24 protein-coding genes are annotated in these 26944 nt (G+C 65.6%); 7 read left to right on the top strand and 17 right to left on the bottom strand.

Annotation, left to right across the window (positions count from 1 at the left end; translation table 11 throughout):
• Positions 1–122: 122 nt before the first annotated feature.
• The 4 genes from JAO75_RS17975 to JAO75_RS17960 all read right to left on the bottom strand — a co-directional run bounded on the left by JAO75_RS17975 (position 123) and on the right by JAO75_RS17960 (position 4917).
• The gene (locus JAO75_RS17975; RefSeq protein ID WP_199050516.1) at positions 123–1127 is read right to left on the bottom strand and encodes an esterase-like activity of phytase family protein; all 1005 of its coding nucleotides are present in this window, start codon (positions 1125–1127) and stop codon (positions 123–125) included.
• Positions 1124–3034: a cobaltochelatase subunit CobT gene (gene cobT / locus JAO75_RS17970; RefSeq protein ID WP_199050515.1), complete on the bottom strand. Its 1911-nt coding sequence runs from the start codon at positions 3032–3034 to the stop codon at positions 1124–1126. Before cobT ends, JAO75_RS17975 begins: the two co-directional genes overlap by 4 nt.
• Positions 3035–3180: 146 nt before the next feature.
• A complete protein-coding gene (cobS, locus tag JAO75_RS17965) occupies positions 3181–4170 on the bottom strand; it encodes a cobaltochelatase subunit CobS (protein ID WP_199050514.1) in 990 nt (329 codons plus the stop codon).
• Between the two features lie 117 nt (positions 4171–4287).
• A complete protein-coding gene (locus tag JAO75_RS17960; protein ID WP_199050513.1) occupies positions 4288–4917 on the bottom strand; it encodes a J domain-containing protein in 630 nt (209 codons plus the stop codon).
• Positions 4918–5007: 90 nt separating this feature from the next.
• On the opposite strand from JAO75_RS17960, the gene JAO75_RS17955 reads away from it, so the two are divergent.
• Positions 5008–5274 (top strand): BolA family protein, encoded by a 267-nt coding sequence (locus tag JAO75_RS17955; RefSeq protein ID WP_199050512.1) that lies wholly within the window; start codon positions 5008–5010, stop codon positions 5272–5274.
• Positions 5275–5403: 129 nt separating this feature from the next.
• Here JAO75_RS17955 and JAO75_RS17950 read toward each other — a convergent pair whose 3' ends face one another.
• Entirely contained in the window at positions 5404–6570 is a 1167-nt protein-coding gene (locus tag JAO75_RS17950; RefSeq protein WP_199050511.1) for an acetyl-CoA acetyltransferase, read from the bottom strand.
• 138 nt (positions 6571–6708) lie between these two features.
• On the opposite strand from JAO75_RS17950, the gene JAO75_RS17945 reads away from it, so the two are divergent.
• The gene (locus tag JAO75_RS17945) at positions 6709–7287 is read left to right on the top strand and encodes an LOG family protein (RefSeq protein WP_199050510.1); all 579 of its coding nucleotides are present in this window, start codon (positions 6709–6711) and stop codon (positions 7285–7287) included.
• Positions 7288–7294: 7 nt separating this feature from the next.
• Here JAO75_RS17945 and JAO75_RS17940 read toward each other — a convergent pair whose 3' ends face one another.
• Both JAO75_RS17940 and JAO75_RS17935 read right to left on the bottom strand, forming a co-directional pair.
• The gene (locus tag JAO75_RS17940; protein WP_246742586.1) at positions 7295–8446 is read right to left on the bottom strand and encodes a 2OG-Fe(II) oxygenase; all 1152 of its coding nucleotides are present in this window, start codon (positions 8444–8446) and stop codon (positions 7295–7297) included.
• A 69-nt stretch (positions 8447–8515) separates the two neighbouring features.
• On the bottom strand, positions 8516–9418 hold the full coding sequence (locus tag JAO75_RS17935) for a DMT family transporter (RefSeq protein ID WP_199050509.1): 903 nt from the start codon (positions 9416–9418) through the stop codon (positions 8516–8518).
• Positions 9419–9606: 188 nt separating this feature from the next.
• On the opposite strand from JAO75_RS17935, the gene JAO75_RS17930 reads away from it, so the two are divergent.
• The 3 genes from JAO75_RS17930 (at position 9607) to JAO75_RS17920 (ending at position 13211) form a co-directional block, all read left to right on the top strand.
• The gene (locus JAO75_RS17930; protein WP_199050508.1) at positions 9607–11013 is read left to right on the top strand and encodes a D-alanyl-D-alanine carboxypeptidase family protein; all 1407 of its coding nucleotides are present in this window, start codon (positions 9607–9609) and stop codon (positions 11011–11013) included.
• Between the two features lie 138 nt (positions 11014–11151).
• Positions 11152–12057, top strand: coding sequence for a DMT family transporter (locus JAO75_RS17925; protein ID WP_199050507.1), 906 nt, complete (start codon positions 11152–11154; stop codon positions 12055–12057).
• A gap of 5 nt (positions 12058–12062) precedes the next feature.
• Positions 12063–13211: a CobW family GTP-binding protein gene (locus JAO75_RS17920; RefSeq protein ID WP_199050506.1), complete on the top strand. Its 1149-nt coding sequence runs from the start codon at positions 12063–12065 to the stop codon at positions 13209–13211.
• 1 nt (position 13212) lies between these two features.
• Here the strand turns inward: JAO75_RS17920 and JAO75_RS17915 are convergent, their stop codons facing one another.
• The 3 genes from JAO75_RS17915 to JAO75_RS17905 form a co-directional block, all read right to left on the bottom strand.
• Entirely contained in the window at positions 13213–13980 is a 768-nt protein-coding gene (locus JAO75_RS17915) for an ABC transporter permease (RefSeq protein ID WP_199050505.1), read from the bottom strand.
• Positions 13981–13988: 8 nt separating this feature from the next.
• Positions 13989–14858 (bottom strand): ABC transporter ATP-binding protein, encoded by an 870-nt coding sequence (locus JAO75_RS17910; protein ID WP_246742585.1) that lies wholly within the window; start codon positions 14856–14858, stop codon positions 13989–13991.
• Between the two features lie 91 nt (positions 14859–14949).
• Positions 14950–15945 (bottom strand): ABC transporter substrate-binding protein, encoded by a 996-nt coding sequence (locus tag JAO75_RS17905; RefSeq protein ID WP_246742584.1) that lies wholly within the window; start codon positions 15943–15945, stop codon positions 14950–14952.
• 347 nt (positions 15946–16292) lie between these two features.
• Here JAO75_RS17905 and JAO75_RS17900 point away from each other — a divergent pair, with 347 nt between their 5' ends.
• Positions 16293–17300 carry a TerC family protein gene (locus JAO75_RS17900; RefSeq protein ID WP_199050503.1) on the top strand — a complete coding sequence of 336 codons (1008 nt, stop codon included), beginning with the start codon at positions 16293–16295 and terminating at the stop codon, positions 17298–17300.
• 55 nt (positions 17301–17355) lie between these two features.
• On the opposite strand, the gene JAO75_RS17895 is transcribed toward JAO75_RS17900, so the two are convergent.
• A complete protein-coding gene (locus tag JAO75_RS17895) occupies positions 17356–17817 on the bottom strand; it encodes an Lrp/AsnC ligand binding domain-containing protein (protein ID WP_199050502.1) in 462 nt (153 codons plus the stop codon).
• 114 nt (positions 17818–17931) lie between these two features.
• Between JAO75_RS17895 and putA the strand changes: the two genes are divergently transcribed.
• On the top strand, positions 17932–21030 hold the full coding sequence (gene putA, locus JAO75_RS17890) for a bifunctional proline dehydrogenase/L-glutamate gamma-semialdehyde dehydrogenase PutA (RefSeq protein ID WP_199050501.1): 3099 nt from the start codon (positions 17932–17934) through the stop codon (positions 21028–21030).
• Between the two features lie 162 nt (positions 21031–21192).
• Here the strand turns inward: putA and JAO75_RS17885 are convergent, their stop codons facing one another.
• From JAO75_RS17885 to JAO75_RS17860, 6 genes are all read right to left on the bottom strand, one after another.
• Positions 21193–21711 (bottom strand): 2'-5' RNA ligase family protein, encoded by a 519-nt coding sequence (locus tag JAO75_RS17885; protein ID WP_199050500.1) that lies wholly within the window; start codon positions 21709–21711, stop codon positions 21193–21195.
• Positions 21712–21749: 38 nt separating this feature from the next.
• Positions 21750–22151 (bottom strand): F0F1 ATP synthase subunit epsilon, encoded by a 402-nt coding sequence (locus tag JAO75_RS17880; protein ID WP_199050499.1) that lies wholly within the window; start codon positions 22149–22151, stop codon positions 21750–21752.
• 109 nt (positions 22152–22260) lie between these two features.
• Positions 22261–23712: a F0F1 ATP synthase subunit beta gene (atpD, locus tag JAO75_RS17875; protein WP_199050498.1), complete on the bottom strand. Its 1452-nt coding sequence runs from the start codon at positions 23710–23712 to the stop codon at positions 22261–22263.
• Between the two features lie 22 nt (positions 23713–23734).
• The gene (locus JAO75_RS17870) at positions 23735–24607 is read right to left on the bottom strand and encodes a F0F1 ATP synthase subunit gamma (RefSeq protein WP_199050497.1); all 873 of its coding nucleotides are present in this window, start codon (positions 24605–24607) and stop codon (positions 23735–23737) included.
• 55 nt (positions 24608–24662) lie between these two features.
• The gene (atpA, locus tag JAO75_RS17865; protein WP_199050496.1) at positions 24663–26192 is read right to left on the bottom strand and encodes a F0F1 ATP synthase subunit alpha; all 1530 of its coding nucleotides are present in this window, start codon (positions 26190–26192) and stop codon (positions 24663–24665) included.
• Complete coding sequence (locus JAO75_RS17860; protein ID WP_199050495.1) at positions 26192–26764, bottom strand: F0F1 ATP synthase subunit delta; 573 nt, start codon at positions 26762–26764, stop codon at positions 26192–26194. Before JAO75_RS17860 ends, atpA begins: the two co-directional genes overlap by 1 nt.
• Between the last annotated feature and the right edge of the window lie 180 nt (positions 26765–26944).

The following is a 26944-nucleotide window of genomic DNA, read 5'->3' as shown; positions in this document are numbered from 1 at the left end:
CTCCTGTTCTCAGAAGAGAATCACACTCCAGCCCAGGCTGAAACCTCTTGAATCTGTCTTTCAGTCCGATGCTCTAGATGGCAAATTTGGCCCAATTCGCCGAAAAATGCTCCAGGCTCGCTTCACCCGGCCAAGGCGAATTCGAGCAGGACGGTTTTCTGCAGCGAGCTGAAGTTGTCGTCGGAGATCAGGGACAGAACCGTCTCGCCGCCCTCGCGGTGAACCGCCAGCCCTTCCATGTTGTCGACCTGATGCGAGGGCTCGCTCTCATAGAGCACATCGCCGTCGATGCGGGCTCCCGCTCGGATCGCCGCCGCTTCGATGCGGCGCAGGCGGCACGCGAAGCCGCCGAAAAGCGAGAACCGCCGCTCCAGGATCACGGCGTCGCCGTCGGGCAGGAAGGCCAGGTCCGTGACGTCGAAGCCGCCTGTAAGAGCCACCTGGAAGGCTCCCTGCCGGGATCCCGTGAGGATGAAGCCGCTGCCGCCTTCGGCGATGCCGATGAGGGCGCCGTTCAGGGGCGAACGCTGCGGCGCGACGGCGAGCGCCTCGAGACCGCCGTTGTCAGGCAGGTCCCTCACGGCCTTCGGGGTGGGAATCGGCACGCCCCGGATGATGCTCCCGGCGGCATTGCGCTCGTAACGGATGACAGCGTGATTGCGCTCGGCGCCGATATAGACCGCGTTGCCTGAAAGCGCGAAGCTCTCCGTGTCGTAATAGCGCGACCGGCGCATGGGAACGCCGTTGCTCAGGATGAGCGGCGACAGAACGGGGCCTGACAGGCCGGAGAGCCGCCCGTCGGAGGTCTCGATGCGGGCCTTCAGGACCTGTGCGTTGTCCGCAAGGGCGATGACCTCCCGTCCGTCTGCGGAGCGCCACAGGCCGGAAAAGCCCCCGAAGGCGGACACATCGGAGCGCAGATGGACCCCGGAGCGGAACATCAGGGCGCCGAAGCGGCTGCGGTCGGGATCGGTGACCGAGAGGCGACCGATCGGCTTCGCCTCGACCCGGATGGCGGTCGCGCCTCGAAAGGCCTGCGGACGCTGCGCCACCGCGACGCCCGTGCAGGCCAGGGTCGCAGCAGCTGCACCGCCGCCGATCAGGAAGTTGCGCCGGGTGAGCCTCAAGCCACGGCCTTGCGGCGGGGAGCGCCCCTGGTAGAGCCCCTCGCCGGCGGCCCGGCATTCTCCTCGAACAGCTCCGCGAGCTTCTCGGTCATGACGCCGCCGAGTTCCTCGGCGTCGACGATGGTCACGGCGCGGCGGTAATAGCGCGTCACGTCGTGGCCGATGCCGATGGCGATGAGCTCCACGGGCGAGCGGGTCTCGATCTCCTCGATGACGTAGCGCAGGTGCCGCTCGAGATAGTTGCCGGGATTGACCGACAGGGTCGAGTCGTCCACCGGCGCGCCGTCCGAGATCACCATCAGGATGCGCCGCTGCTCGGGCCGGCCCAGCAGGCGCTTGTGCGCCCAGTCGAGGGCTTCGCCGTCGATATTCTCCTTCAGGAGACCCTCGCGCATCATGAGGCCGAGATTCTTGCGCGCGCGCCGCCAAGGGGCATCGGCCGACTTGTAGATGATGTGGCGCAGGTCGTTGAGACGGCCGGGATTGGCCGGCTTGCCGGCCTGCAGCCAGGTCTCGCGGGCCTGTCCGCCCTTCCAGGCGCGGGTGGTGAAGCCGAGGATCTCGACCTTCACCCCGCAGCGCTCGAGCGTCCGCGCCAGGATGTCGGCGCAGGTGGCCGCGACCGTGATCGGGCGTCCACGCATGGAGCCGGAATTGTCGAGAAGCAGGGTCACCACCGTGTCGCGGAAGTTCGTGTCCTGCTCCTGTTTGAAGGAAAGCGGCTGGTACGGGTCCATGATGATGCGCGGCAGGCGCACCGGATCGAGGGTGCCTTCTTCGAGGTCGAACTCCCAGGACCGGTTCTGCTGCGCCATCAGGCGGCGCTGCAGGCGGTTCGCCAGGCGCCCGACCACGCCCTGGAGATGGGCGAGCTGCTTGTCGAGATAGGCGCGAAGCCGCGTCAGCTCGTCCGCATCGCACAGATCCTCCGCATGGATCATCTCGTCGAACTTCTGGCTGTAGGCCTTGTAGTCGGGCCCGCGCGCCTCGTTGGAGCGGGAGGGCGGGCGCCAGGATTCGCCCGCATCCTCCGATTCCGCCTCCTCGGATTCCTCGGGCAGCTCGCCGGAAGGACCGTCCGCCTCTTCCGTGGCGCCATCCTCCATCTCGTCGCTGGAATCCTCGCTGATCTCCGTCTCGGCGCGGTCGCCCTGGCTCTCCTGCTCGGATTCGCCCTCGCCCTGCTGCTCCTGCTGCTCGGATTCGTTCTCGTCCTCGTTCTCCTCGTCCTCGGAATCCATGGAGGCCTCGTCGGCCATGTCCAGGGAGGAGAGCAGATCCCGGATATTGCGGGCGAAGCTGCGCTGGTTCTCGATGTTCTTGAGCAGCCCGTCGAGGTCGCGACCGGCGCGGTCCTCGATGAAGTCGCGCCACAGATCGACGATCTTGGCCGCCGAGGCGGGGGGCTTTTCGCCGGTCAGCCGCTCGCGCACCATGAGGGCCACGGCATCCTCGAGCGGCGCGTCGGCCCGGTCCGTGATCTCCTCGTACTTGCCGCCGCGATGATAGCGGTCCTCCAGCATGGCCGAGATGTTGGACGAGATGCCGGCCATGCGCCGGGAGCCGATGGATTCCACGCGCGCCTGCTCGACCGCGTCGAACACAGCGCGGGCCGCCTGGCCATCGGGGGCGAGCTTGCGGTGGAGGGTGGTGTCGTGGCAGGCGAGCCTGAGCGCCATGGCATCGGCGTTGCCGCGCAGGATCGCCACGTCCTGCGGGGTCAGCCGCCGGGGCGGCTCCGGCAGGCGGGCCTTGTCCTGGCCCATGAGCACCGGCCGGTCGGACGCAAACGCCACCTCGAGGTCGGGCTTGCGGGCGATCGCCTTCATGGTGCCGGCAATGGAGCGCTTCAGCGGCTCCGCCGGCGCTTCCTTCTTCTCACCTGGCTTGCGGTTCGAGATGGACATTTTTTGCCTGTCGCTTCCGATAAGCCCTCATCCTGAGGAGGCCGTAGGCCGTCTCGAAGGATCAGGGCGTTTCCAGAGAACCTGGACCCGGCATCCTCGTCCTTCGAGACGCTACGCTCCTCAGGATGAGGATGCCTGATCGTTGATTAGCTCAGCACCATATTCACAGCACTCTCCGGCAGTTCCTTGCCGAAGGAGCGCTGGTAGAACTCGGCCACCAGGGTGCGCTCCAGTTCGTCGCACTTGTTGAGGAAGGTGACCCGGAACGCGAAGCCCGTGTCGCCGAAGATCTCGGCGTTCTCCGCCCAGGTGATCACCGTGCGCGGGCTCATGACGGTCGAGAGGTCGCCGTTCATGAAGGCCGAGCGGGTGAGGTCGGCCACGCGCACCATCTTGTTGACGATGTCCCGGCCGGCCGGATCCTCCTGGTAGTGCTTCGCCTTGGAGAGGACGATGTCCACCTCCTTGTCGTGCGGCAGGTAGTTGAGGGTGGTGACGATGGACCAGCGGTCCATCTGGCCCTGGTTGATCTGCTGGGTGCCGTGATAGAGGCCGGACGTGTCGCCGAGGCCTACCGTGTTGGCGGTCGCGAACAGCCGGAAGGCCGGGTGGGGCCGGATCACGCGCTTCTGGTCGAGGAGCGTGAGCTTGCCCGATTGCTCCAGCACGCGCTGGATCACGAACATCACGTCGGGACGGCCGGCATCGTACTCGTCGAACACGAGGGCCACGTTGTTCTGCAGGGCCCAGGGCAGGATGCCGTCCTGGAACGCCGTGACCTGCTTGCCCTCCTGGAGCACGATGGCGTCCTTGCCGACGAGGTCGATGCGGGAGACGTGGCTGTCCAGGTTCACGCGCACGCAGGGCCAGTTCAGGCGGGCGGCCACCTGCTCGATATGGGTCGACTTACCAGTGCCGTGGTAGCCCGTGATCATGACGCGGCGGTTGCGGGCAAAGCCCGCCAGGATGGCCAGCGTCGTATCCCGGTCGAAGAGATAGTCGGGGTCGAGATCGGGCACATGCTGCTCGGCCTGCGAGAAGGCCGGGACCTCCAGATCCGAATCGATGCCGAAGACCTGTCGGACGGACACCTTCATGTCAGGCGTATGGGTCGCAGTCTCGGTATGTGCCGTCATCAGGGGCCTCTTGTTCGGATCGATGTCGTGAAGGTGTCATGGGTTTCTTAAACCCCATAACCGGATGGTGCAATTTCCTAATAAGCCTATCGGGTCTGCCTGAAAGGATATTGTTTTTTAGCAGAGGCCGGCGCTTTTGAGGGTGTCGTGCGCCTTGATAATGTCGCGCAGGCGCTCCTCGAAGGAGCGGTCGCCGCCGTTGGCGTCCGGGTGGAAGCGCTTCACCAGGGACTTGTACTGGGCCTTGATGGCCGGCCCGTCGGCGGCCTCGTCCAGCCCAAGGATATCGAGGGCCCGGCGCACCGCCCCCGTGTAGCGCGGGCGCTTCGGCTCGGGCGAGGCCCGGCGGGCGCGGGCCTGGGTGAAGTCCTCTCCCCGGAGAACCCCGAGCGGATCGACATATTCCCACTCGCGGGGCTCGGCCTTGGCGCCCTGCCCCTCGCCGGCTGCAGCGGAGTTCACCCCCATGGCCCAGGTCGGGCGATGGCCGATGACGGAATCCTTCTGGAAGGCCGCCACGGCGGTGTCGGACATGCCGGCGAAATAGTTGTACGAGGCGTTATACTCACGCACATGCTGAAGGCAGAAGCGCCAGTACTGGCCCTCCCGGTCCCGCCCCTTGGGCGCGCGAAACTCGCCCGCAGCCTTGCAGGCAGGATGTTCGCAGACGGGCCCCTTGGTCTCCTGCGGCTCGTCACCGGAAGACTTGATGCGGATGCGGTCGAAAAGAGGCGAGTTGAGATCCATGATCCAGCGATTATGAGTGGCTTGAGGCCCCGAGCCAAGGCCTGAGCGCTTTTGGCCGCAGACCCGTTCAAAAAGGATTGATCTTTCAGCATGACCCTCACCCACTGGATCACACAGACTTTGCAGGAGCGCCTGCAGCCGACCGAACTGACCGTCACCGACGAATCAGAGAAGCATCACGGCCATGCGGGATGGCGGGAGGGTGGTGAAACTCACTTCCACATTCATATCGTGTCCGAGGCCTTCTCCGGCAAGAGCCGGGTCGAGCGCCACCGCCTCGTGAACGACACCCTGAAGGGCGCCTTCGACAGGGGCCTGCACGCCCTGGCCATCCAGGTCAAGGCGCCGGGGGAGTAGACGATTCAGATCAGTGTCATTCCCGGCCGGAGCGCCAGCGGAGGGGAAGGAAATCCATGGCGCTGAGCGTGCGAGTGGATCCCCTTCCCGGCCTGCGGCCGCCGGGGATGACAAAGCCCTGGGGCTTTGTCACTTGATCCGCTCAAGTACGCTCACATAGTTCGCCACCGCGGCGCCGCCCATGTTGAAGATGCCGCCGAGCACCGGGTTCCTGACCTGGATGCCGCCGGCCTCCTCGCAGAGCTGCATGGCGGACAGCGCGTGCATGGACACGCCCGTGGCCCCGATGGGGTGGCCCTTGGCCTTGAGACCGCCGGAGGGGTTCACCGGCAGCTTGCCATCGCGGTTGGTCCAGCCTTCCTTGATGGCGGTCGCGCCTTGGCCGGGAGGCGTCAGGCCCATGGCCTCGTACTCGATGAGCTCGGCGATGGTGAAGCAGTCGTGGGTCTCGACAAAGGACAGGTCGGAGAGCTGGATGCCGGCCTGGGCGAGCGCCCGCCGCCAGGCCTCGGTGCAGCCCTCGAACTGGACGATGTCGCGCTTCGACATGGGCAGGAAATCCTGCGCATGGGCGGTGGCCCGGAAGGCGACCGCGCGCTTCATGCGCAGCGCCGTTTCCGTGTCGGCCAGCACCAAGGCGGCGGCGCCGTCCGAGACCAGCGAGCAATCGGTGCGCTTCAGGGGGCCGGCCACGAACGGGTTCTTATCGCTCTCGGCGCGGCAGAAATCGAAGCCCAGATCCTTGCGCATCTGTGCGTAGGGGTTGTCGACGCCGTTCTTGTGGTTCTTGGCGGCGATCATGGCGAGCGCGTCGGACTGGTCGCCGTAGCGCTGGAAATAGGTGCCGGCGATCTTGCCGAACACGCCGGCAAAGCCGCCCGGCGTTTCGGCATCCTCGGGAACATAGGAGCAGCGCAGGAGGATGTTGCCGATCTCAGGGCCGGGCGTGCGGGTCATCTGCTCGACGCCCACCACGAGCACCGTCTTGGCGCGCTTGGCCTCGATGGTCTTGATTGCCTGGTGCACGGCGGCCGAGCCCGTGGCGCAGGCGTTCTCGACGCGGGTCGCCGGCTTGAAGCGGAACCGGTCGTTGGCCTGGAACACCAGGGAGGCGGTGAAGTCCTGGGCCGAGAAGCCGCCGTTGAAGTGACCGAGCACCACCTCGTCAACGTCTTCGGCGGCGAGCCCCGCATGCTCCAGCGCCTCGGTGGCGACGCGGACGATGAGGCTCTCGACGGTCTCGGCGTCGAGCTTGCCGAAGGGGGTATGGGCCCAGCCGACGATGCAGGCGGTCATGGAGGTCTCTCCTCAAGGATTGTGCTGTTGAGACACAAGGTGGCGCTCTTTGTGTGTTTCAGCAAGTCGGATGCCGTCTTGAGATTGGCGCCAAGCTGCGGTTCATCATGGCGCGAAGCGAATCACGAAGGACAGCCCATGCGCCTGTGCGTCTTCTGCGGCTCGAATGCCGGTCAGGATCCCGTCTATCTCGACATGGCCCGTGCGTTGGGCGAGACCCTGGCGCTCAATGGGATCGGGCTAGTCTATGGCGGCGCCTCGGTTGGGCTCATGGGTGCCGTGGCCGATGCGGCTCTCGCCAGGGGCGGAGACGTGATCGGGGTGATGCCGCAGGCGCTGGTCGACAAGGAGATCGCCCATCGGTCTTTAAGCGACCTGCGGGTGGTGGGCTCCATGCACGAGCGCAAGGCGCTGATGGCGGAGCTCGCCGACGGCTTCATCGCCATGCCGGGGGGCCTCGGGACGTTCGAGGAGCTGTTCGAAGTGTGGACCTGGGCGCAGCTCGGCTATCACCGCAAGCCCTGCGCGCTCCTGAATGCCGGCGGCTTCTACGACAAGCTGACCGACTTCCTGGACGACGTGGTGGAACGCGGCTTCGTGAAGCCGATCCACCGCGCCATGCTGATCGTGGAGAGTGACCCGGCGGCCCTGATTCAGGCCATTCGTGCTTACGAGCCGCCGAAGGTCGACAAGTGGATCAAGGCGGGCGAGCGCTGATCCGGGGTCACGCCCTGTAGGCGCCCACGCCCTCGCCGAGATGGGCGTTGTTGGCCTCTCGCACCTTTGCGGCCTCCTCGTCGTAGAGGAACGGCAGGAAGGCGAAGCGGCGGCCTTTCGTGACCTTGGAAACGGCGTGCAGGAGCGGGCAGGAGAACACCACGGCGCCGCCGGGCGGCGCCTTGTAGCTGCGCGGCCCGTATTCCGGGAAGCTCACCTCGCCGCCCTCGAAATCGCTGTTGAGATTGATCGAGACGGCGAAGCGGCGGTGGGCCGTGCCCTTGGTGGTGTTGTCGCGGTGGGCGCGGAAATGCCCGCCGTCCTCGGCTGCATAGCAGGAGACGATGTAGCGCTCCATGCGTGAGGGCTTGAAGAAATGCACCCGCTCGATCTCGGGATTGATGCGGCGGATGATGCGGTGCTGCACCTGCCGGATCAGGTTGGGATCGGCGATGGTGTAGTCCTTGCGCCGTTTATGGTTCGGATCGTGCGCCGCGACGGTCTTGCCGTCGATCTCGCGCATGAAGCCCGATTCCTCGCCGCCATGCTCCTCGTAGAGACCGATCAGGTGGCGGCAGAACTCGGGCTCGAACACATCCGGGATGACAAGGACAGGCGCCGGAAGCTCGAAGCCGGCATAATGGCTGACCGGCGGCAGGTCGCGAAGGTAGGCCATCACCTTCTCCCGGTCGCTGCCATCCTCTTCGAACGGGAAAATCGCCCGTATGCGCAGGGACGGATTGAGAACCATCCAGAAGCGGCGGATCGGGACGGGACCCTGCCCCGGCTGGACATTGCGCGGCAGCGCGCCGTAGAGGCGCCCGACCGTGCCGTCGAAATCCCAGAAGTGGCGGATGCCCGGGATGATCTGCTTGGCGCGGCCTTCGGACTGGTCCGTGGGATCGACGCTCACGCCGAAGATAGCGATCTTGTCATCGTCGAAGAGAGAGCGGTGCTCATCCTGAAACGATGCCAGAGCCGCGCGGCCGACCTCGTCCGACCCCATGCCGTAGAAGCACAGAACGATGTAGCGTCCGGCCACGGTATCGAAGCTGAAGTTCGGGTTGCTGGTCGAGTTCTGCTTGAACCCAGGAACCGGGTCCCCAACCTGGAGGACGCGATAGGCAGGCTGCAGAGTCTCAGGAGCGGCGGCGGTCATCAGGCAATCCAGACTAGATCCAAGGTAATGCAACTATGTTCGTTATCACGCGGCTGCCGCAGCGACAAGCTAACGTTGGGACAGGAGCAGCAGGGCAACCCCTGCGAGAATGAGAACCATCCCGGCCAATTCGCGCCGGGTGGTCGCCTGCGCAAGGAAGCGATGGGACACGGCCTGCGCCATCAGCACTTCCACGAGGGCGAGGGTGCGCACATTGGCCGCGGTGGTGAGCGCAAAGCCGATGAACCAGAACTGCGACGCCAGCGCGCCGAGGAAGCCCGCTCCCAGGGACGGGCGCCACGCGGCAAAGCTCGCCACCAGGGCCCGCCGATCGAAGAGCCCGAGCCAGACCAGGAGAACGGCGGTTTGCAGGCCAAGGCCCCAGACCAGGGTCGTGGAAGCCCGGATGAGCGGCGAGCCCCCGTCGAGGGACAGGATCGCGCCGCGAAAGCCGATGGCCGCCAGGGCGAAGAAGGCCCCCGAGGCGAGCCCGAAGAGAACGGGCCTGAAGCCGTACGAGGTCAGGCTCGTGCCCGGCTTCACCGACATGAGCAGCACGCCGCCCGTGGCGACCGCAATGGCGAGAGCCATGGCCGGAGTGAGCGGATCCCCTAAGAGCACCAGCCCGAACAGGGCCACCTGCACCGGTTCGGTCTTGGTATAGGCGGTGACCACGGAGAAGGCACGCTCCCGCATGGCCGAGAGCATGAGCGCGGTGGCGAGAATCTGGGCCAGGGCTCCCATGAGCGCGTAGATCAGGAAGGCCGCATTGGGAGCAGGCGGCGTCTCATTGGTCGCCAGGCTCATTCCCATCAAGGCAAGGAGCGCGAAAGGGAAACCGTAGAGGAACCGAACCTGGGTCGCCCCCACGGTTCCGATGGTCTCGGTGAGGCGACGCTGGGTGGCGTTGCGGCCCGTTTGCGCCGCTGCGGCCAGAATGGTCACAGGGATCCAGAGCAGGGATGCATTCATGGCGTTCTTCAATCCGGGCGGCTCTTGCCACTCTCTTGCCATGGAATTCGTTAAGAAGGGGAGTTCAGGCAATCAATAACCGGCCAAACCTAGCCAAGGCCAAGGTTCGGCACTACAAATAGCCCAGCTGACAGGCGGGGCTGATCGATCCTCACCTATCGTCGAACGAAGCCAAGGAGCCGTTCCGCATGCACGTTAGCCGAGTCCTCCGCGTGACAGCCTTTGCCCTTGCCGCTCTGATGAGCGGTTCGGCTCTGGCCTCCGGCGGCCCTGCGCTTGTCGTCGAACTCGAATCCGGCCGCGTTCTTCACGCCGAGCGGGCGACCGATCCCTGGTTTCCGGCTTCCATCACCAAGCTGATGACCGCCTATGTGGCCCTCGACAAGGTTCGTTCCGGCCAGATGAGCATGGACACGCTTCTCACCGTGTCCGACGGCGCCGCCGCCCTGCCCCCGTCGAAGATGGGCTTCAAGCCCGGCACGGAGATCCGGCTCGACAACGCCCTCAAGATCATGATGGTGAAATCGGCGAACGACGTCGCCGCCACCATCGCGGAGAATATCGGCGGCTCGATCGACGGCTTCTCGGAACTGATGAACGCTCATGCCCGGCGCCTCGGGATGGTGAGCAGCCGCTTCGCCAATCCCCACGGCCTGCCCGACGAGCGCAACCAGACCACGGCCCGCGACATGGCGATCCTCGCCCGCGCGCTGCTGATGGAGTTCCCGAACCACAGGGATCTGTTCGACATCGGGGCCGTTCAGTTCGGCCGCCGCATCATGCGCAACACCAACGGCCTCATCGGCCGCTATCCCGGCGCGGACGGCATGAAGACCGGCTTCATCTGCTCGTCCGGCTTCAACGTGGTGGCCAGCGCCCACCGGGACGGCCGCCACCTCATCACGGTGGTGCTCGGCGCCCCCTCGTCCAACGAGCGCACCATCAAGGCCGCCGAGCTGTTCGACCGCGGCTTCAGCAGCAAGGTGAACTTCACCAATCCGGAACTGAGCGCCCTGCCCGCCTCGGCCAATACCAGCCCGCCGGACATGCGCCCGGTCATCTGCGACCGTCGCGGGCCGATGCCGCAGGAAGAGGACACCCCGGCTGTTGCCGAGACGGACAGCAACATCCCGAACCTCTTCTCTTCCGAGGTCATGGCCTTTGCCGGCGATTCGGCCAACAAGCCGGTGCGCACCGTGCTCGGGCCCCGGACCGCCGTACAGCCGGAGCGGGTCTGGGTTGGCCTGAACCCGCCCAGCGAGGCCGAGCTTGCCGCCCAGGCGGCGGCGGAGGCTGCCGCCGAGCAGGCCCGCCGGACCAAGACAAAGAAGGCGACCGCTCCCAAGAAGGGCAAGGCGGCGGCCAAGCAGGACGATGACACTGCGTCGGACGAGGCGAAGGCCGCCGAAAAGGAACCCGCCAAGCCCACGGCCAAAGGCAAGACCCAGCCGCGGGTGAGCGTCACCGTCAAGCCCGTGACGGGCGCGAAGCCGGCTCCCAAGCCTGCCACGGACAGCAAGGCCAAGGCCGACACCAAGGCCAAGGCGCCTCAGAAGGCCGATGCGGCCGGAAAGCCCAAATCCGTCGCCAATTGATCCGACAGGAACAAAAAGACCTGTTCTCGCAACGCCCGGTCTCAGACAGGGCGTTTTTCATGGCCTGGCGTTTTTCCTGGGCCTTGCAATTCCACTGCATCCGGGCGAACCCTTCGGCCCCGCCATGCAAGTTGCGACATGAACAGCTCCTCCCCCGCCAGCGGCCTGCTCTTCGCCCTCGTCTCGGCGAGCCTCTACGGCTTCAACATCGTCTATGCCCGCATGGCCTCCTTCGCGGGCGCGAGCGGCTCGGCCATCGTGGTGTACCGGGTTTTCCTGATGCTGGTGCTGGTGGGCATCGTCGCCGCCGTCGCACGAAGCTCGCTCAAGGCTGCCAGGGAGGAGCGCGGCACCCTGCTCCTGCTCGGCGTCGCCACCGCCTTCGTGGGCATCTGCTATCTCTCGTCCGTCGCCTACATTCCCGTGACCGTGGCGGCAGTGGTGTTCTACACCTTTCCGATCCTGATCGTGCTGGCGAGCCCCTTCGTGGAAGGCACGAGGCTCACGCCGTCATTGCTGGGTGTCGTGGCGGTGGCGACCCTCGGCGTGGCGCTGGTGGTGGGGCCGGCCTTCGGGGATCTCGACTGGAGGGGCCTCGCCCTCGCCTTCGGGGCCAGCGTCGCTACGGCCATCCAGTTCTTCGCCGCCGCGCGCTGCCGCAGAACCGGCGTCATGGCCAAGACCTTCTGGATCCACCTGCTCGTCCTGCCCACCGCGGCGCTCATCAGCCTGGCGGCGGGGCAGCTTGCCCCGCCTTCCTCTCTGACCCTCGCTCCCTTTGCGGTCGCGATGACCATCGGCGGCTACATCTTCGGATTCGTCCTGCAGTTCCTGGCCCTTGGGCGCATCACGGCGGTGGCCGCTGGGATCATCTACTGCACCGAGCCCGTGGTCGCCGCGATCTCGTCGGCTCTCATTCTTGATGAGGTCCTGTCTCCCCTGCAGATTGCCGGCGGCGCCCTTGTGCTGGGGGCCATCATGGCCAACGTTGTGCTGGAGCAGCGCCGTCTAAAGGATGCGCCCCTGGTGCCGATTGCGGATTGAACACGATGACGAATGATCCCATGACTCCTCCCGCTCCCCTTCCGCTCACGATCCTGACCGGCTTCCTGGGGTCGGGCAAAACCACGCTGCTCAACCGGCTCCTGAAAGATCCCGCCCTGCAGGACAGTGTGGTGATCATCAACGAATTCGGCGACATCGGCCTCGATCACCTGCTGGTGGAGAAAGTCGACGAGGGCATGGTGCTGCTCTCCGCGGGCTGTCTCTGCTGCACCGTGCGCGGCGATCTCATCGCGACCCTGGAAGACCTTCTGCGCAAACGCGACAACGACCGCATCCTGCCGTTCAAGCGGGTGATCATCGAAACCACGGGGCTCGCCGATCCCGCCCCGATCCTGCATGCGGTTCTCTACCATCCGTATCTGTCGATGCGCTATGCGGTTGAGGGCGTGGTGACGGTGGTCGATGCGGTGAACGGGACGGCGACCCTCGACAGCCATCGCGAGGCGGTCAAGCAGGCCGCCGTGGCCGAGCGCATCGTTCTCTCGAAGACCGACCTCGTCACCGACGAGTCGAAGCTCTCCGAGCTGCGGGAGCGGCTGCATCAACTCAATCCCGGCGCAACCCTGCTTGCGGCGGATGCGCCGGTCGAGGCCGTGATTGCCGGCGGCCTCTTCGGTCTCGACGGCAAGATCGCGGACGTGTCCGACTGGCTGAAGACGGAAGCCGTGGAAGACGCCGAGCGCGAGAGCCATGCGCACCAGCATGGGCATCACCATCATCATGGTCATGGTCATGGCCATCACCACCATCACGACGTGAACCGGCACGACGAGCGCATCCGCGCCTTCTGCCTCACGAGCGCGCAGCCGATCCGCCAGGGCACGCTCGACATGTTCCTCGATCTTCTGCGCTCGTCGCAAGGATCGAAGCTGCTGCGCGTGAAGGGTCTCGTGGCCCTGGCCGAGGATCCGGAGCATCCGGTCGTGATCCACGGGGTGCAGCACGTGATCCATGTACCGGCCGTGCTGCCGCGCTGGCCGAGCGAGGACAGGCGCAGCCGCATCGTCTTCATCGTCGACGATCTCGAGCGCGAGACGGTGGAAAAGCTCTGGAACGCCTTCCTCGGCAAACCGGCCGTCGATCAGCCCGACGCGGCGGCGCTCTCTGACAATCCGCTCTCCCTGAGGCGCTAGATCACGCCGCCATCTGCGAGCGCTGCGCCCAGCCGGTCATGGAGCGCTCCGCATAGGCCGTGATCGCGTACATGATCACGCCGAGCACAGCGAGCACCACGAGGGCGGCCCAGACGAGGGGCACCTCGAAGGCGGCGGAGGCGCGCGTGAGCAGGTTGCCGATGCCGACATTCGACGCGTTCTGCTCGCCGATCACGGAGCCCACATAGGCGAGCGTGATCGCCACCTTCAAGCTTCCGAAGAAATACGGCATGGCGCGCGGCACGCCGACCTTGAACACGATGTCGCGCTTCGACGCGCCGAGGGCCCGCAGCACGTCCTCCATCTCGGGCTCCACCGTGGCGATGCCGGTCGCGACATTCACCACGATGGGGAAGAACGAGATTAGGAAGGCGGTCATCACCGGCGGCACCCACCCGACGCCGAACCAGAACACCAGGATCGGCACTACGGCCACCTTCGGGATCGAGTTGAAGCCCACGAGCAGCGGGTAGGTGCCCGCATTGATGAGCCGCGAAGAGCCGAGCACCATCCCGAGCAGCAGCCCGAAGCCGACCGCGAGGCCGAAGCCCGCGAGCGTCATCCAGAGGGTGTGCATGGCATGGTAGGCGAGCTGGGTGCGGTACTCCCACACGGCCCAAAGGATCGTGGAAGGCGCCGGCAGGATGAAGCTCGAGATCTTCAGAACATGGCAGAGGATCTCCCACAGGGCGAAGAAGCCGAGTGTGAAGACCCATGGCGCAAGGGCGAGTTGGTTCTTGGTTTTCATCGAAGGCCTCACGCCGCCTGGCGCGCCTGCGCGATGCGGCCGCGCAACTCGTGGACGAGGTTGGAAAATTCCGGCGTGTAGGTGAGCTCAAGGTCGCGGGGTCTCGGGAACTCCACCTCCCGCTCGGCCACGATACGACCGGGCCGCGCGCTCATGCAGAAGATGCGGTCCGACAGGAACGCCGCCTCGCGCAGGTCGTGGGTGACGAGGATGATCGTGACCTTCTGCGCCGCATGCAGGTCGCGCATCACGCACCACAATTCCTCGCGGGTGAAGCTGTCGAGCGCCCCGAAGGGCTCGTCGAGCATCAGGAGCTTGGGCTCGTGGATGAGCGCACGACAGAGGGAGGCGCGCTGCTGCATGCCGCCCGACAACTGCCAGGGGAATTTGTCGCCCTGTCCCTTGAGGCCCACCTGGGCGAGCAGGCTTTCGGCCTTCGCCACATACTCCGCCTTGTGCCGGCGCAGCCGGGAGCGGTGCGGCTCCACGATTTCGAGCGGCAGGAGAATGTTGTCGAGGGTGGTGCGCCAGGGGAGCATGGTCGGGTTCTGGAACGCCATGCCGGCGAGCTTCACCGGCGCACCAACCTGCTTGCCGTCCACGATGACGGTGCCCTCCCGGGGAAACTGCAATCCGGTGGCGAGCTTCATCAGGGTGGACTTGCCGCAGCCCGACGGGCCAACGATAGCGGCGAACTCACCCTCGTTGACCTTGAGATTCAAGTTCTGGACGGCCGGCAGGCCGTCCTCGGCCCGCGCATAGACGTGGGTCACGTCGTGAAGTTCGACGAAAGCAGACACAAGGCGCTCCGTGGTCTCACCCTCCCCTTGAGGGGGAGAGTCGGCCTTCAGGCCGGGGTGGGGTGAGTAGCGCGACATGTCTCGATGTTGGCGCCTCTCACCCCACCCCGCTCGCTTATGCTCGCGACCCTCCCCCTCAAGGGGAGGGTGCAGAAAGAGCGCGAAACGATCAGTTCACCTTGCGCTGGTCGGCGGCCGGGAGGAATTCCTCCGTGAACACGTCCTCCACCTTGGGCTTCGCCTTGTAGTTGAAGGTCAGGCCGATCTGGTCGAGGGCCTTGGCGAAACGATCCTTGTCGATGCCTCCGAAGCCGTTCTCCTTCACCCACGGGGTGATCATGTTCTGCTCCAGCACCATCTTGAGGCGCTCGAGCTCCACGTCCTTCTTGGCCACGTCGTTGCGCTTGATCACCGCATCGACTGCGCTCGCGGGATCCTTCACCGTGTCCTGAACGCCCTTCATGAGCGCGCGCAGAAATCCCTTCACGGCCTCGGGCTTCTCTTTGGCGAACTTCTCCGAGGCGATGACGGCGTTGCCGTAGAGATCGACACCGTAATCGCTCATGGGCAGGACGACGATGTCATCCGCCGGCACACCGCGGGACTTCAGGTTGATGTAGGACGACATGGAGAAGCCGAACACCGCATCGACCTCGCCCTGAGCCAGCATGGGCTCGCGGACCGGGAAGCCCACGTTCTCGAACCGCATGCTGGAATCGTCGATCTTGTTGACCGCCTTGAAGATCGGCCATTGCGCGTAAGCGCCGTCGGCGGCAGGTGCGCCGAACTTCTTCCCCTGGAGACTCGACACCTCCTTGCTGATGCCGCGGCTCTTGCGCCCGATGATGGCGAAGGGCGGCCGGTCGTACATCATCATGACGGCCTTGATGTCGGTGCCGGGATTCTCGTCGCGGAAGCGTACGAGGGAGTTCACGTCGCCGAAGCCCATGTCATAGGTGCCGGATGCGACCCGGGAGATCGGCTCGCGGGAGCCCGACGCCGGATCGATCGTGACGTCGAGCCCCTCGGCCTTGAAGTAACCCTTGTCGAGGGCGACCGCGAAGGGGGCCGCCGGACCCTCCCAGCGCCAGTCCAGGGTAAACCGCACGGGAGTCTGGGCCTGGGCGGCCGTGGAGCCGAGGAGCACGGCGGCGCCGGCCAACATCCCCCTGATCCATCCTGCCTTCGTCGAACGATCCGCAAACATCACTGTCACCTCTGATTTTATGATTGTCTGGGGCTTCATGACGTCCTTTTCAGCCGCCTGCCCTGTTCTTGACCATGCAAGCAGAAAGAGCGCGGGGGTCAAGTCTCTTGCCGCATCATCCCTGCCCTTCGAACCGGCATCTGACAGAAAATTGAGCAAAAATTCCGGGCGCCGGGTCTCTTGACGGCCCTTGGGGCCATCCCTACCTTGAATCCCATCGGTGACCGGGCCCCTCTGGCAGGACGTGAGCACACGACTGCGATGTCGGAGCCGATGCTTGAACAGAAGCAATCATAGGTCCGGTTATGCCAGAATTCCTTATCATGGAATGGCTGGGGAAGCCCGTCTGGATGTGGACGGCTTTCTTGAGCCTTGTCGTTTTTCTCCTCGCTTTCGATCTCGGTGTCCTGAACAAAAAGGACAAGGAGCTCGGCGTGAAGGAGAGCCTTTTCCTCTCTGCCTTCTACATCGGCATCGCAGTCCTCTTCGGCGCCTATATCTGGTGGTCGTATGAGACCGGCCTCCTGGTGACCCAGGACGGCAGCCATGCAGGCATCGCCTACTTCACGGGCTTCTTCATCGAGAAGTCCCTGTCCATCGACAACGTCTTCGTGATCTCGCTGATCTTCAGCTATTTCGCGATCCCCCGGAAGTACCAGTACCGCGCCCTCGTGTGGGGCATCATCGGCGTCATCGTCCTGCGCGGCATCATGATCGCCCTGGGAGCCGCCCTGGTGCAGGAATATGCCTGGATGCTCTACATCTTCGGCGCCTTCCTGATCGCGACGGGCATCAAGATGCTGCTCGTGCCCGAGAGCGATCCCGACATCGAGAAGAACCCGCTCGTGCGTTTCCTGCGCAATCACATGCGGGTCACGAACCGGCTTCACGAACAGCACTTCTTCGTGCGTGAACCGGACCCGAAGACCGGCAGGATCGTCACCTGGGCGACGCCGCTCTTCCTGGCCCTCGTGGTGATCAACGTCGCCGACCTGATCTTCGCGGTGGACTCGGTGCCGGCGATCTTCGCCATCACCACGGACACCTTCGTGGTCTACACGGCGAACATCATGGCGATCCTCGGCCTGCGCGCCCTCTACTTCGCGCTCGCCGCCATGGTGCACCGGTTCCACTACCTGAAGTACGCCCTGGCCCTGGTGCTGGTGTTCATCGGCGGCAAGATCTTCTGGAACCAGATCATGGGCAAACTCGACCCCACCATCTCGCTGGGCGTGACCCTCGCCCTGATCGTGGGCGGCATCGTCTTCTCCCTGTGGAAGACGAAGAACGAGCAGGCAGCCATCTCCGGCTGAGTCTCAAGAAGACCCTGAACAAGGAAAAGGCGGCTTCGAGCCGCCTTTTTCGTGCCTAGACCGGCAGCATCCCGTCGCTCTTGACCTCCTCCATCACCGCATAGGTGCGGGTCTCCTTCACGCCCGGCAAGGCCAGCAGGATCTCGCCCAGGAAGTGGCGGTAGGCGGCCATGTCGGCCACGCGGGTCTTGACCAGATAGTCGAAGCCGCCCGCCACCATGTGGCATTCGAGAACCTCGGGCGCGCGCTTCACCGCCTCGGCAAATTTCTCGAAGACGTCGGGCGTGGTCTTGTCGAGGGACACCTCCACGAAGACCAGGAGGCCGAGCCCCAGCCGGTGCGGGTCGAGCCTCGCCCCGTAGCCGGCGATGAAGCCCTCCCGCAGCAGGCGCTTCACCCGGTCGCCCGTGGAGGTGGGCGACAGCCCGACCTTTTCGGCGAGGTCCACATTAGCGATGCGGCCATCGGCCTGGAGAGCTTTGAGGATCTTGCGATCGATCCGGTCCAAATCCGTCATTGTCACGGTCTTTCTATGCTAATGCCAAATTTAGTAAGGCGACGGCGCTGATTTTGCCATCGAAACCCGGCCTGCTCGCCCGTATATTTCGGGAAACACCCAGAGGATATCGCGATGAGCCCTGCCCCCGGCGCCGCCCTGCCCTTCAACCCGCCTTATGCGGAAGACGACAAGGCCATGGCGGCCCGCCTTCTCGCCGGCTCCCGCCTGTCCCCGGAGCGGGAGAAGCGGGTCGACGAGCAGGCGGGCCGCCTGATCGAGGCCATTCGCGCCAAGGGCAACGGGCTCGGCGGCGTCGAGGAGATGCTGCGGGAATACGCGCTTTCCACCAAGGAGGGGCTGGCCCTCATGGTGTTGGCCGAGGCCCTGCTCCGCGTGCCGGATGCCGGCACCGCCGACCGGCTGATCGAGGACAAGCTGGGACAGGCCGATTTCGCCGGCCATGAGTCCAAGTCCGATGCCTTCCTCGTTTCGGCCTCGGCCTGGGCGCTCGGCATCACCGCGCGGGTGATCCAGCCCGGCGAGACCCCGGAAGGCATTCTCCGCCAGCTCACCAAGCGCCTCGGCCTCCCGGCCGTGCGCACCGCCACCCGTCAGGCCATGCGGGTGATGGGCAACCACTTCGTGCTGGGCCAAACCATCGAGGAGGCCCTGAAGCGAGCCGGATCCACGAAGGGCCGCGTCTACCGCTACTCCTTCGACATGCTGGGCGAAGGCGCCCGCACGGCCGACGATGCCCGCCGCTATTTCGACTCCTATGCATCGGCCATCGACGCCATCGGCCGCTCCGCCGGCAACGAGCCGCTGCCGAACCGCCCCGGCATCTCGGTGAAGCTGTCGGCGCTCCACCCCCGCTACGAGGCCACGAGCCGGGAGCGGGTGATGCGCGAACTCGTGCCGCTCGTGATCGAGCTGGCGCAAAAGGCCAAATCCTACGACCTCAACTTTACGATCGATGCAGAGGAGGCCGATCGGCTCGAACTTTCTCTGGAAGTGATCGAGGCCGTGCTGGCCGATCCGTCGCTCGCCGACTGGAAGGGTTTTGGCCTTGCCATCCAGTCCTACCAGAAGCGCGCCGGCTCGGTGATCGACGCCATCGCGGCCATGGCCGCGAAATACGACCGCCGGCTCATGGTGCGTCTCGTGAAGGGCGCCTATTGGGACACGGAGGTGAAGCGCGCCCAGGAGCGCGGGCTCGACGATTATCCGGTCTTCACCCGCAAGGCGATGACGGACCTGCACTACATGGCCTGCGCGGAAAAGATGCTGTCGCTTCGCCCGCGCATCTATCCGCAATTCGCCACCCATAATGCGCTCACCGTCGCGTCCATCATCGAGCGTGCCGGCGGCACGGAAGGATACGAGTTCCAGCGCCTGCACGGCATGGGCGAGGCGCTCTATGCACGCCTCCTGGAGGACAAGCCGGGCCTCGCCTGCCGCGCCTATGCGCCGGTGGGCGGCCACCGGGATCTTCTCGCTTATCTCGTGCGTCGTCTCCTGGAGAACGGAGCGAACTCATCCTTCGTCTCCGTGGCGGCCGACCCGGACGTGCCGGTCGAGGCGCTCTTGAAGCGTCCTGCCGACATCATCGTGTCCGCCGACAAGGCGCGCCATCCCAAGCTCCCGCTGCCGCGCGACCTGTATGGGCCCGAGCGCGCCAATTCACGCGGCGTGGAGTTCGGCCACCAGGCGTCCCTCGATGCGCTACTAGTGGAGATCGGGAAGAGCGGGCAGCAGAGCTTCAGGGCCGAGCCGCTGATCGACGGCAAGGCAGCCTCGGGCACCGCACGCCCGGTCGTCAGCCCCATCGACGGCAGCACCGTTGCCGGCCAGGTGACGGAAGCCTCGCCGGAGGTGGCGGACCGCGCCATGGCGGCGGCTCACAAGGGTTTTGCGAGCTGGAGCCGCACCGATGCAGACACCCGCGCCAAGGCGTTGCAGCGCGCGGCCGACCTGCTGGAGGAGCGCCGCGGGGCGCTGCTGCATCTGCTGCAGATCGAAGCGGGCAAGACCCTCGACGATGCGCTCTCCGAGGTGCGCGAGGCGGTCGACTTCCTGCGCTACTACGCCGTTCAGGGTCGCACCCTTTTCGGCACAGGCGACCTCATGCCGGGCCCGACCGGCGAGAGCAACGTGCTGCGCCTGCGCGGGCGCGGCGTGTTCGTGGCGATCTCGCCCTGGAACTTCCCGCTCGCCATCTTCCTCGGCCAGGTCAGCGCCGCGCTCATGGCGGGCAACGCGGTGGTGGCGAAGCCTGCCGAGCAGACGCCGCTGATCGCCGATCTCGCCGTGCGCATCCTGCATGAGGCGGGCGTGCCGAAGACCTCCCTTCATCTCGTGCCGGGCGACGGGCGCGTCGGCGCACGTCTCGTCGAGCACGAGAGTGTGGCAGGCGTGGTCTTCACCGGCTCGACGGAAGTGGCGCGCATCATCAACCGCACGCTCGCGAACAAGGATGCGGCCATCGTGCCGCTGATCGCCGAGACCGGCGGCATCAATGCGATGATCGTCGACGCCACGGCACTGCCGGAGCAGGTGGCGGACGACGTGGTGACCTCGGCCTTCCGATCCGCCGGCCAGCGCTGCTCGGCGCTGCGTCTGTTGTGCGTGCAGGAGGACGTGGCCGACCGGATGATCGAGATGATCGCCGGCAATGCGCGCGAGCTGAAGATCGCCGATCCGCGCGAGATCTCGACCCATGTGGGCCCGGTGATCGACCGCGAGGCGAAGGACATACTCGACGCCCACATCGCCAGCATGAAGCGCCAGGCGAAGGTGCACTACGCCGGCGAAGCGCCTGCGACCGGCACCTACGTGGCGCCGCATATCTTCGAGCTCAACAAGCCGCACGATCTGGCCCAGGAAGTGTTCGGCCCGGTGCTGCACGTGGTGCGGTACAAGGCCGGTCGCCTCGAGGAAGTGCTGCAGGCGATCGAAGGCACCGGCTACGGCCTGACGCTTGGCGTTCATTCGCGCATCGACGCCACGGTGGCGCGCGTGGTCGAGGCCCTGTCGGTGGGCAACGTTTATGTGAACCGCAACATGATCGGCGCAGTGGTCGGCGTGCAGCCCTTCGGCGGCCATGGTCTCTCCGGCACGGGGCCGAAGGCGGGCGGCCCGCACTACCTCCTGCGCTTTGCCACCGAGCAGACGGTGACGATCAACACGGCCGCCGCCGGCGGCAACGCGAACCTGATCGCCATGGGGGAGTAGGCACCACGTGCTCCCTCTCCCGTGGGGGAGAGGGCTGGGGTGAGGGAAGGCCGGTGCCGAATAGAGTGCAGCGGGTAACGTGCTGCAGCGGAGACGGTGACGCCAAGCTGGACAAGCGCCACGCCTTCACCCCTGCCCCTCTCCCGCCCGGGAGAGGGGTTCTCAGGCGCGCCCGGCGAACGCGAACGTCTTGACCAACTCCCACGGCCCGCCGCGATACCACCACAGCTCAAGCCCGACAGCCTGTGCCTGGAATGGCTGAAAGGTTTCACGCAGATCCTCCAGCAATGCCCTTGCCTGTGTGGGATCAACCTTGTTCTGCACCGTGACGTGTGGGTTGTGGTTCTGCCGGTCCTGGGGCTTGAGCCAGTCGTTCCAAGTCTGCGCGAGGTGACGGCGCAGCTCTGCGACCTCAGGGGATGCAAGCGCGTAGGCGACCCCGCGTCCGAGGGAGCGCAATCCGGTCACCTCGAGGCTGAAAGGCGTCCGACCGGAAGCGCAGGCGTCGATATCCTGCTGGATGGTCTCAAGCTGCTCGCCCGGCAGGGCATGAAACAGCGTCAGATGCGCCGGGATGAAGTTGCGGTCTTTTGGGAAGTAGCGCCGTCGCTGCTCGTCGAAGAACGCGAAGGAGCGTTCATCGAGCTGGAGCGTGAGGATGAGCGGTGCGGGGGTGTCCATGAAAAGAAAAACCTGGCTCGGGGCCGGGTTGTTTCAGATCAGAGGTTCAGCGCCGCCTTGGCTTCGCGCAACTGCGCGATGGCCGATTCGGCCGCGTGCTTGGCGGCCGGGTCGTTGGTGGCGTCGTAGGCCATTTCGGCCTGGAGGATCTCGTGGTCGAGGATGTCCTGGGTCAGGTCTTCGGCCGGGAGCGCGCGCTCCGCCAGAACCGTGAGGCCGTTCTGGTTGATGTCGGCGAAGCCGCCGCGCACCAGGATCCGCCGACCGCTGCCGGCGCCATTCCCGATGACGAGGAACCCGGTCTTGAGAGCCGTCATGGTCGGCGCGTGGCCGGCCAGAACCGTCATGTCGCCTTCCGTGGCCGGCAGCACGACCGCATCCACGTCGCCGGAGAACAGCACGCGCTCAGGAGAGACGAGTTCGAAGGTGAAGGTAGCCATCTGAGCTCCTCGTCATCCCGGCTGACAGCCGGAAATCGTTTGGGAGATACGCTTGGACAAAGTGATCCCGGAGCGTGCGGGCACGGCTCCGGGATGATGTTCAGTTCGATTAGGCCGCTTCGGCCGCGAGGCGCTGGGCCTTCTCGACGGCTTCCTCGATGGTGCCGACCATGTAGAAGGCAGCCTCGGGGAGGTGGTCGTACTGGCCTTCGACGAGACCCTTGAAGCCCTTGATGGTGTCTTCAAGCGCCACGAGCTTGCCGGGCGAACCGGTGAACACTTCGGCCACGTGGAACGGCTGCGACAGGAAGCGCTCGATCTTGCGGGCGCGGGCCACGGTGAGCTTGTCCTCTTCGGACAGCTCGTCCATGCCCAGGATCGCGATGATGTCCTGGAGCGCCTTGTAGCGCTGCAGCACCTGCTGGACCTGACGGGCGGTGTTGTAGTGCTCGTCGCCGACGATGGCAGCGGAGAGCATGCGCGAGGTCGAGTCGAGCGGGTCCACGGCCGGGTAGATGCCCTTCTCGGCGATCGAACGCGACAGCACGGTCGTGGCGTCGAGGTGGGCGAAGGAGGTGGCGGGCGCCGGGTCGGTCAGGTCGTCGGCGGGCACGTAGATGGCCTGCACCGAGGTGATCGAGCCCTTGGTGGTGGTGGTGATGCGCTCCTGCAGGGCGCCCATATCGGTGGACAGGGTCGGCTGATAGCCCACAGCCGAAGGAATACGGCCGAGAAGCGCCGACACCTCGGAGCCTGCCTGGGTGAAGCGGAAGATGTTGTCCACGAAGAACAGCACGTCCTGGCCCTGGTCGCGGAAGTTCTCGGCGACGGTGAGGCCGGTGAGTGCGACGCGGGCGCGGGCGCCCGGGGGCTCGTTCATCTGGCCGTACACGAGGGCGCACTTGGAACCGGCGGCCGATCCGGACTCGCGGGGATCCACGTTCACCTTCGACTCGATCATCTCGTGATAGAGGTCGTTGCCTTCGCGGGTGCGCTCGCCGACGCCGGCGAACACGGAGTAGCCGCCGTGGGCCTTCGCGACGTTGTTGATGAGCTCCATGATGAGCACGGTCTTGCCGACGCCGGCGCCGCCGAACAGGCCGATCTTACCGCCCTTGGCGTAGGGAGCGAGCAGGTCGACGACCTTAATGCCCGTCACGAGGATCTGACCCTCGGTGGACTGCTCGGCATAAGAAGGAGCCGGCTGGTGGATGGCGCGGGTGCTTTCGCCCACGATGGGGCCTGCCTCGTCCACCGGCTCACCGATGACGTTCATGATGCGGCCGAGGGTGGCGGTGCCGACCGGCACGGAGATCGGGGCGCCGGTGTCGGTGACCGGCTGGCCGCGAACCAGGCCCTCGGAGGTGTCCATGGCGATGCAGCGCACGGTGCTCTCGCCGAGCTGCTGCGCCACTTCGAGCACGAGACGGGTGTCGCCGTTCGTTGTCTCAAGGGCGTTCAGGATCTCCGGCAGGTGACCTTCGAACTGCACGTCGACGACGGCGCCGATGACCTGGGTGATGTGACCGGTTGCTTTTCCGGGGGTAGCGGTGTTGGCCATGATTGGCTCCTCTCGGATTTCGTCAGAGCGCCTCGGCGCCCGAGATGATTTCGATCAGTTCCTTGGTGATCATCGCCTGACGCGACCGGTTGTAGGTCATCGTCTGCTTCTTGATCATTTCGCCCGCGTTGCGGGTCGCATTGTCCATGGCGCTCATACGGGCGCCCTGTTCGGAAGCGGCGTTCTCCAGCAGCGCGCGGAAGATCTGCACGGTGAGATTCCGCGGCAGGAGCGTCGCCAGGATTTCGCCTTCCTCGGGCTCGTAGTCGTAGACCGCGTCGGACGATGTGCCCGAAGCTTCGATCTGCGCCGGGATGATCTGCTGCGCCGTCGGAATCTGGGCGATCACCGAGCGGAAGCGCGAGTAGAACAGGGTCGCCACATCGAACTCGCCGGCTTCGAAGCGGGCCAGAACCTTCTGGGCGATCATGTCGCCCTGCTCGAAGCCGAGCTGGCGCACGGAGCGCAGGTCGATGAGCTCGATGATCTGCTCGGCGAACTGGCGACGCAGGATGTCGTAGCCCTTCTTGCCGACGCAGATGATCTTGACCGTCTTGCCCTCGGCCATGAGCCGGTTGGCATGATCGCGGGCAAGACGCGCAATCGAGGAGTTGAATGCACCGCAGAGGCCACGCTCGGCGGTGCAGACGATCAGCAGGTGAACGCGGTCGGAACCGGTTCCGGCGAGCAGGCGCGGCGTCTCGGGCCCGACCGTGATGCCGGATGCGAGGTTACCGAGCACCGAGGACATGCGCTCCGCATAGGGACGCGCGGCCTCCGCCGCGGTCTGCGCGCGGCGCAGCTTCGCGGCGGCCACCATCTGCATGGCCTTGGTGATCTTCTGCGTCGCCTTGACCGAGGCGATGCGGTTACGAAGGTCTTTCAAGCTCGGCATCGAGCGGCCCTACCCTCTCCGGAAATCCGGCTGGATCCTAGGAAAACGGAAGTCTTTACGAGAAAGACTTGGCGAAGTTCTGGACGACGTCCTTCAGCTTCGCCTCCGAGTCGCTCGACAGGTCCTTCGAGGCGCGGATGGCCTCGAGGATGTCGGCATGCTTGCTGCGCAGGAGCGAGAGCAGACCGTCCTCGAACGCACGCACCCGGTTGAGGGGCAGGTTGTCGAGGTAGCCGTTCACGCCGGCGTAGATCACGGCGACCTGCTCTTCCATCTTCAGCGGCGAGAACTGCGGCTGCTTCAGGAGCTCGGTCAGGCGCGAACCACGGTTCAGCAGGCGCTGGGTGGTGGCGTCGAGGTCGGAGCCGAACTGCGCGAAGGCCGCCATCTCGCGGTACTGCGCCAGCTCGCCCTTGATCTTGCCCGCGACCTTCTTCATCGCCTTCGTCTGGGCCGAGGAGCCCACGCGCGACACCGAGAGGCCGACGTTCACCGCCGGGCGGATGCCCTGGTAGAACAGGTCCGTCTCAAGGAAGATCTGGCCGTCGGTGATCGAGATCACGTTGGTCGGGATGTAGGCCGACACGTCGTTGGCCTGCGTCTCGATGACCGGCAGAGCGGTGAGCGACCCGGCGCCCTGGCTGTCGTTGAGCTTCGCGGCGCGCTCGAGCAGGCGGGAGTGCAGGTAGAACACGTCGCCCGGATAAGCCTCGCGGCCCGGCGGACGGCGCAGCAGCAGCGACATCTGGCGGTAGGCGACGGCCTGCTTGGACAGGTCGTCGTACACGATCACGGCGTGCATGCCGTTGTCGCGGAAGAACTCGCCCATGGCGCAGCCCGAGAACGGCGCCAGGAACTGCATCGGGGCCGGATCCGAGGCGGTGGCCGCGATGATGATTGAGTATTCCAGAGCGCCCTGCTCTTCGAGAACCTTCACGAACTGGGCGACCGTGGAGCGCTTCTGACCGACCGCGACGTAGACGCAGTACAGCTTCTGCGATTCGTCGTTGCCCTGGTTCAGCGGCTTTTGGTTCAGGATCGTGTCGAGCACGACGGCGGTCTTGCCGGTCTGGCGGTCGCCGATGATCAGCTCGCGCTGGCCGCGGCCGACCGGGATCAGGGCGTCAATCGCCTTGAGGCCCGTGGCCATCGGCTCGTGCACCGACTTGCGGGGAATGATGCCGGGAGCCTTCACGTCCACGCGGCGACGCTCGGTGGACTGGATCGGGCCCTTGCCGTCGATGGGGTTGCCGAGCGCGTCGACGACGCGGCCGAGCAGGCCCTTGCCGACCGGCACGTCCACGATGGCGCCCGTGCGCTTCACGGTCTGGCCTTCGGCGATCTCGCGGTCGGAGCCGAACACCACGACGCCGACGTTGTCGGTCTCGAGGTTGAGGGCCATGCCGCGCACGCCGCTCTCGAATTCGACCATCTCGCCGGCCTGAACCTTGTCGAGGCCGTAGCAACGGGCGATACCGTCACCGACGGACAGAACCTGCCCGACTTCGGTGACTTCAGCTTCGGTACCGAAGTTCTTGATCTGCTCTTTGAGGATCGCGGAGATCTCAGCGGCTCGAATGTCCATCAGCGGACCTCTTTCATCGCTAGACGAATGGAATTGAGTTTGGTGCGCACCGAGGCATCCACCATGCGGGAGCCCATCTTCACGATGAGACCGCCGATGAGGCTCGGGTCGATTTTGACGTCGACAGCAACGTCAGCCTTGGCGACGTCGCGCAGCGCCGCCTTGATTTCGTTCAGAACGGTATCGGACGGCGCCTCCGCCAGGGTCACCTGCGCCCGAACGATGCCCTTCGCGTCGGACACCAGGTTCTGGAAGGCGCGGATCATGTCCGGCAGGGCGAAGAGGCGGCGCTTGGATGCCACGAGACGGATGAAATTGCCCGCGAGGCCCGAGATGCCGGCCTTGTCGAGAATGGCACCGATCGCGTTCGACTGCTCTTCGGCCGTGAAGATGGGGTTGGAGATCAGGCGCTGCAAGTCGCCGCTGCCGCGGATCAACTGGTCGAAGCGGGCGAGATCGCCGGCCACCGTGTCCACGGCATTCGCTTCGCGGGCGAGCTCGAACAGCGCCGAAGCATAGCGCAACGCTACGCCCGACAGGAGGGGTCCTTCTTGGGAACCGCTTTGCGCCACGTAACCGTCTCTCTCGTATCATAACGGGCCTCGGACCGGGAAAGCCTGCGAACGCGGCATCCGGGAGACCCGTCAGGTGTGGAAATGAGCCCGGGACGGGAGCCTTCTCCGCCCGTCAGGCGAGGGTGCACTAGCATGGGTTTTTCGCAGGCGCAAGGCGAGCTGAGCCCTGTTGGGCCG

This window comes from Microvirga splendida (assembly GCF_016427565.1).
Taxonomy (GTDB): Bacteria; Pseudomonadota; Alphaproteobacteria; order Rhizobiales; family Beijerinckiaceae; genus Microvirga; species Microvirga splendida.
The sequence above is the reverse complement of the archived record's forward strand: the minus strand, read 5'-3'. Positions and strand labels throughout refer to the sequence as shown.

Coding starts and splice junctions, on each gene's coding strand:
- cobT (WP_199050515.1), bottom strand. CDS start 3,034: ATGTCCATCTCGAACCGCAAGCCAGGTGAGAAGAAGGAAGCGCCGGCG.
- cobS (WP_199050514.1), bottom strand. CDS start 4,170: ATGACGGCACATACCGAGACTGCGACCCATACGCCTGACATGAAGGTG.
- JAO75_RS17960 (WP_199050513.1), bottom strand. CDS start 4,917: ATGGATCTCAACTCGCCTCTTTTCGACCGCATCCGCATCAAGTCTTCC.
- JAO75_RS17955 (WP_199050512.1), top strand. CDS start 5,008: ATGACCCTCACCCACTGGATCACACAGACTTTGCAGGAGCGCCTGCAG.
- JAO75_RS17950 (WP_199050511.1), bottom strand. CDS start 6,570: ATGACCGCCTGCATCGTCGGCTGGGCCCATACCCCCTTCGGCAAGCTC.
- JAO75_RS17945 (WP_199050510.1), top strand. CDS start 6,709: ATGCGCCTGTGCGTCTTCTGCGGCTCGAATGCCGGTCAGGATCCCGTC.
- JAO75_RS17940 (WP_246742586.1), bottom strand. CDS start 8,446: ATGACCGCCGCCGCTCCTGAGACTCTGCAGCCTGCCTATCGCGTCCTC.
- JAO75_RS17935 (WP_199050509.1), bottom strand. CDS start 9,418: ATGAATGCATCCCTGCTCTGGATCCCTGTGACCATTCTGGCCGCAGCG.
- JAO75_RS17930 (WP_199050508.1), top strand. CDS start 9,607: ATGCACGTTAGCCGAGTCCTCCGCGTGACAGCCTTTGCCCTTGCCGCT.
- JAO75_RS17925 (WP_199050507.1), top strand. CDS start 11,152: ATGAACAGCTCCTCCCCCGCCAGCGGCCTGCTCTTCGCCCTCGTCTCG.
- JAO75_RS17920 (WP_199050506.1), top strand. CDS start 12,063: ATGACGAATGATCCCATGACTCCTCCCGCTCCCCTTCCGCTCACGATC.
- JAO75_RS17915 (WP_199050505.1), bottom strand. CDS start 13,980: ATGAAAACCAAGAACCAACTCGCCCTTGCGCCATGGGTCTTCACACTC.
- JAO75_RS17910 (WP_246742585.1), bottom strand. CDS start 14,858: ATGTCGCGCTACTCACCCCACCCCGGCCTGAAGGCCGACTCTCCCCCT.
- JAO75_RS17905 (WP_246742584.1), bottom strand. CDS start 15,945: ATGTTGGCCGGCGCCGCCGTGCTCCTCGGCTCCACGGCCGCCCAGGCC.
- JAO75_RS17900 (WP_199050503.1), top strand. CDS start 16,293: ATGCCAGAATTCCTTATCATGGAATGGCTGGGGAAGCCCGTCTGGATG.
- JAO75_RS17895 (WP_199050502.1), bottom strand. CDS start 17,817: ATGACGGATTTGGACCGGATCGATCGCAAGATCCTCAAAGCTCTCCAG.
- putA (WP_199050501.1), top strand. CDS start 17,932: ATGAGCCCTGCCCCCGGCGCCGCCCTGCCCTTCAACCCGCCTTATGCG.
- JAO75_RS17885 (WP_199050500.1), bottom strand. CDS start 21,711: ATGGACACCCCCGCACCGCTCATCCTCACGCTCCAGCTCGATGAACGC.
- JAO75_RS17880 (WP_199050499.1), bottom strand. CDS start 22,151: ATGGCTACCTTCACCTTCGAACTCGTCTCTCCTGAGCGCGTGCTGTTC.
- atpD (WP_199050498.1), bottom strand. CDS start 23,712: ATGGCCAACACCGCTACCCCCGGAAAAGCAACCGGTCACATCACCCAG.
- JAO75_RS17870 (WP_199050497.1), bottom strand. CDS start 24,607: ATGCCGAGCTTGAAAGACCTTCGTAACCGCATCGCCTCGGTCAAGGCG.
- atpA (WP_199050496.1), bottom strand. CDS start 26,192: ATGGACATTCGAGCCGCTGAGATCTCCGCGATCCTCAAAGAGCAGATC.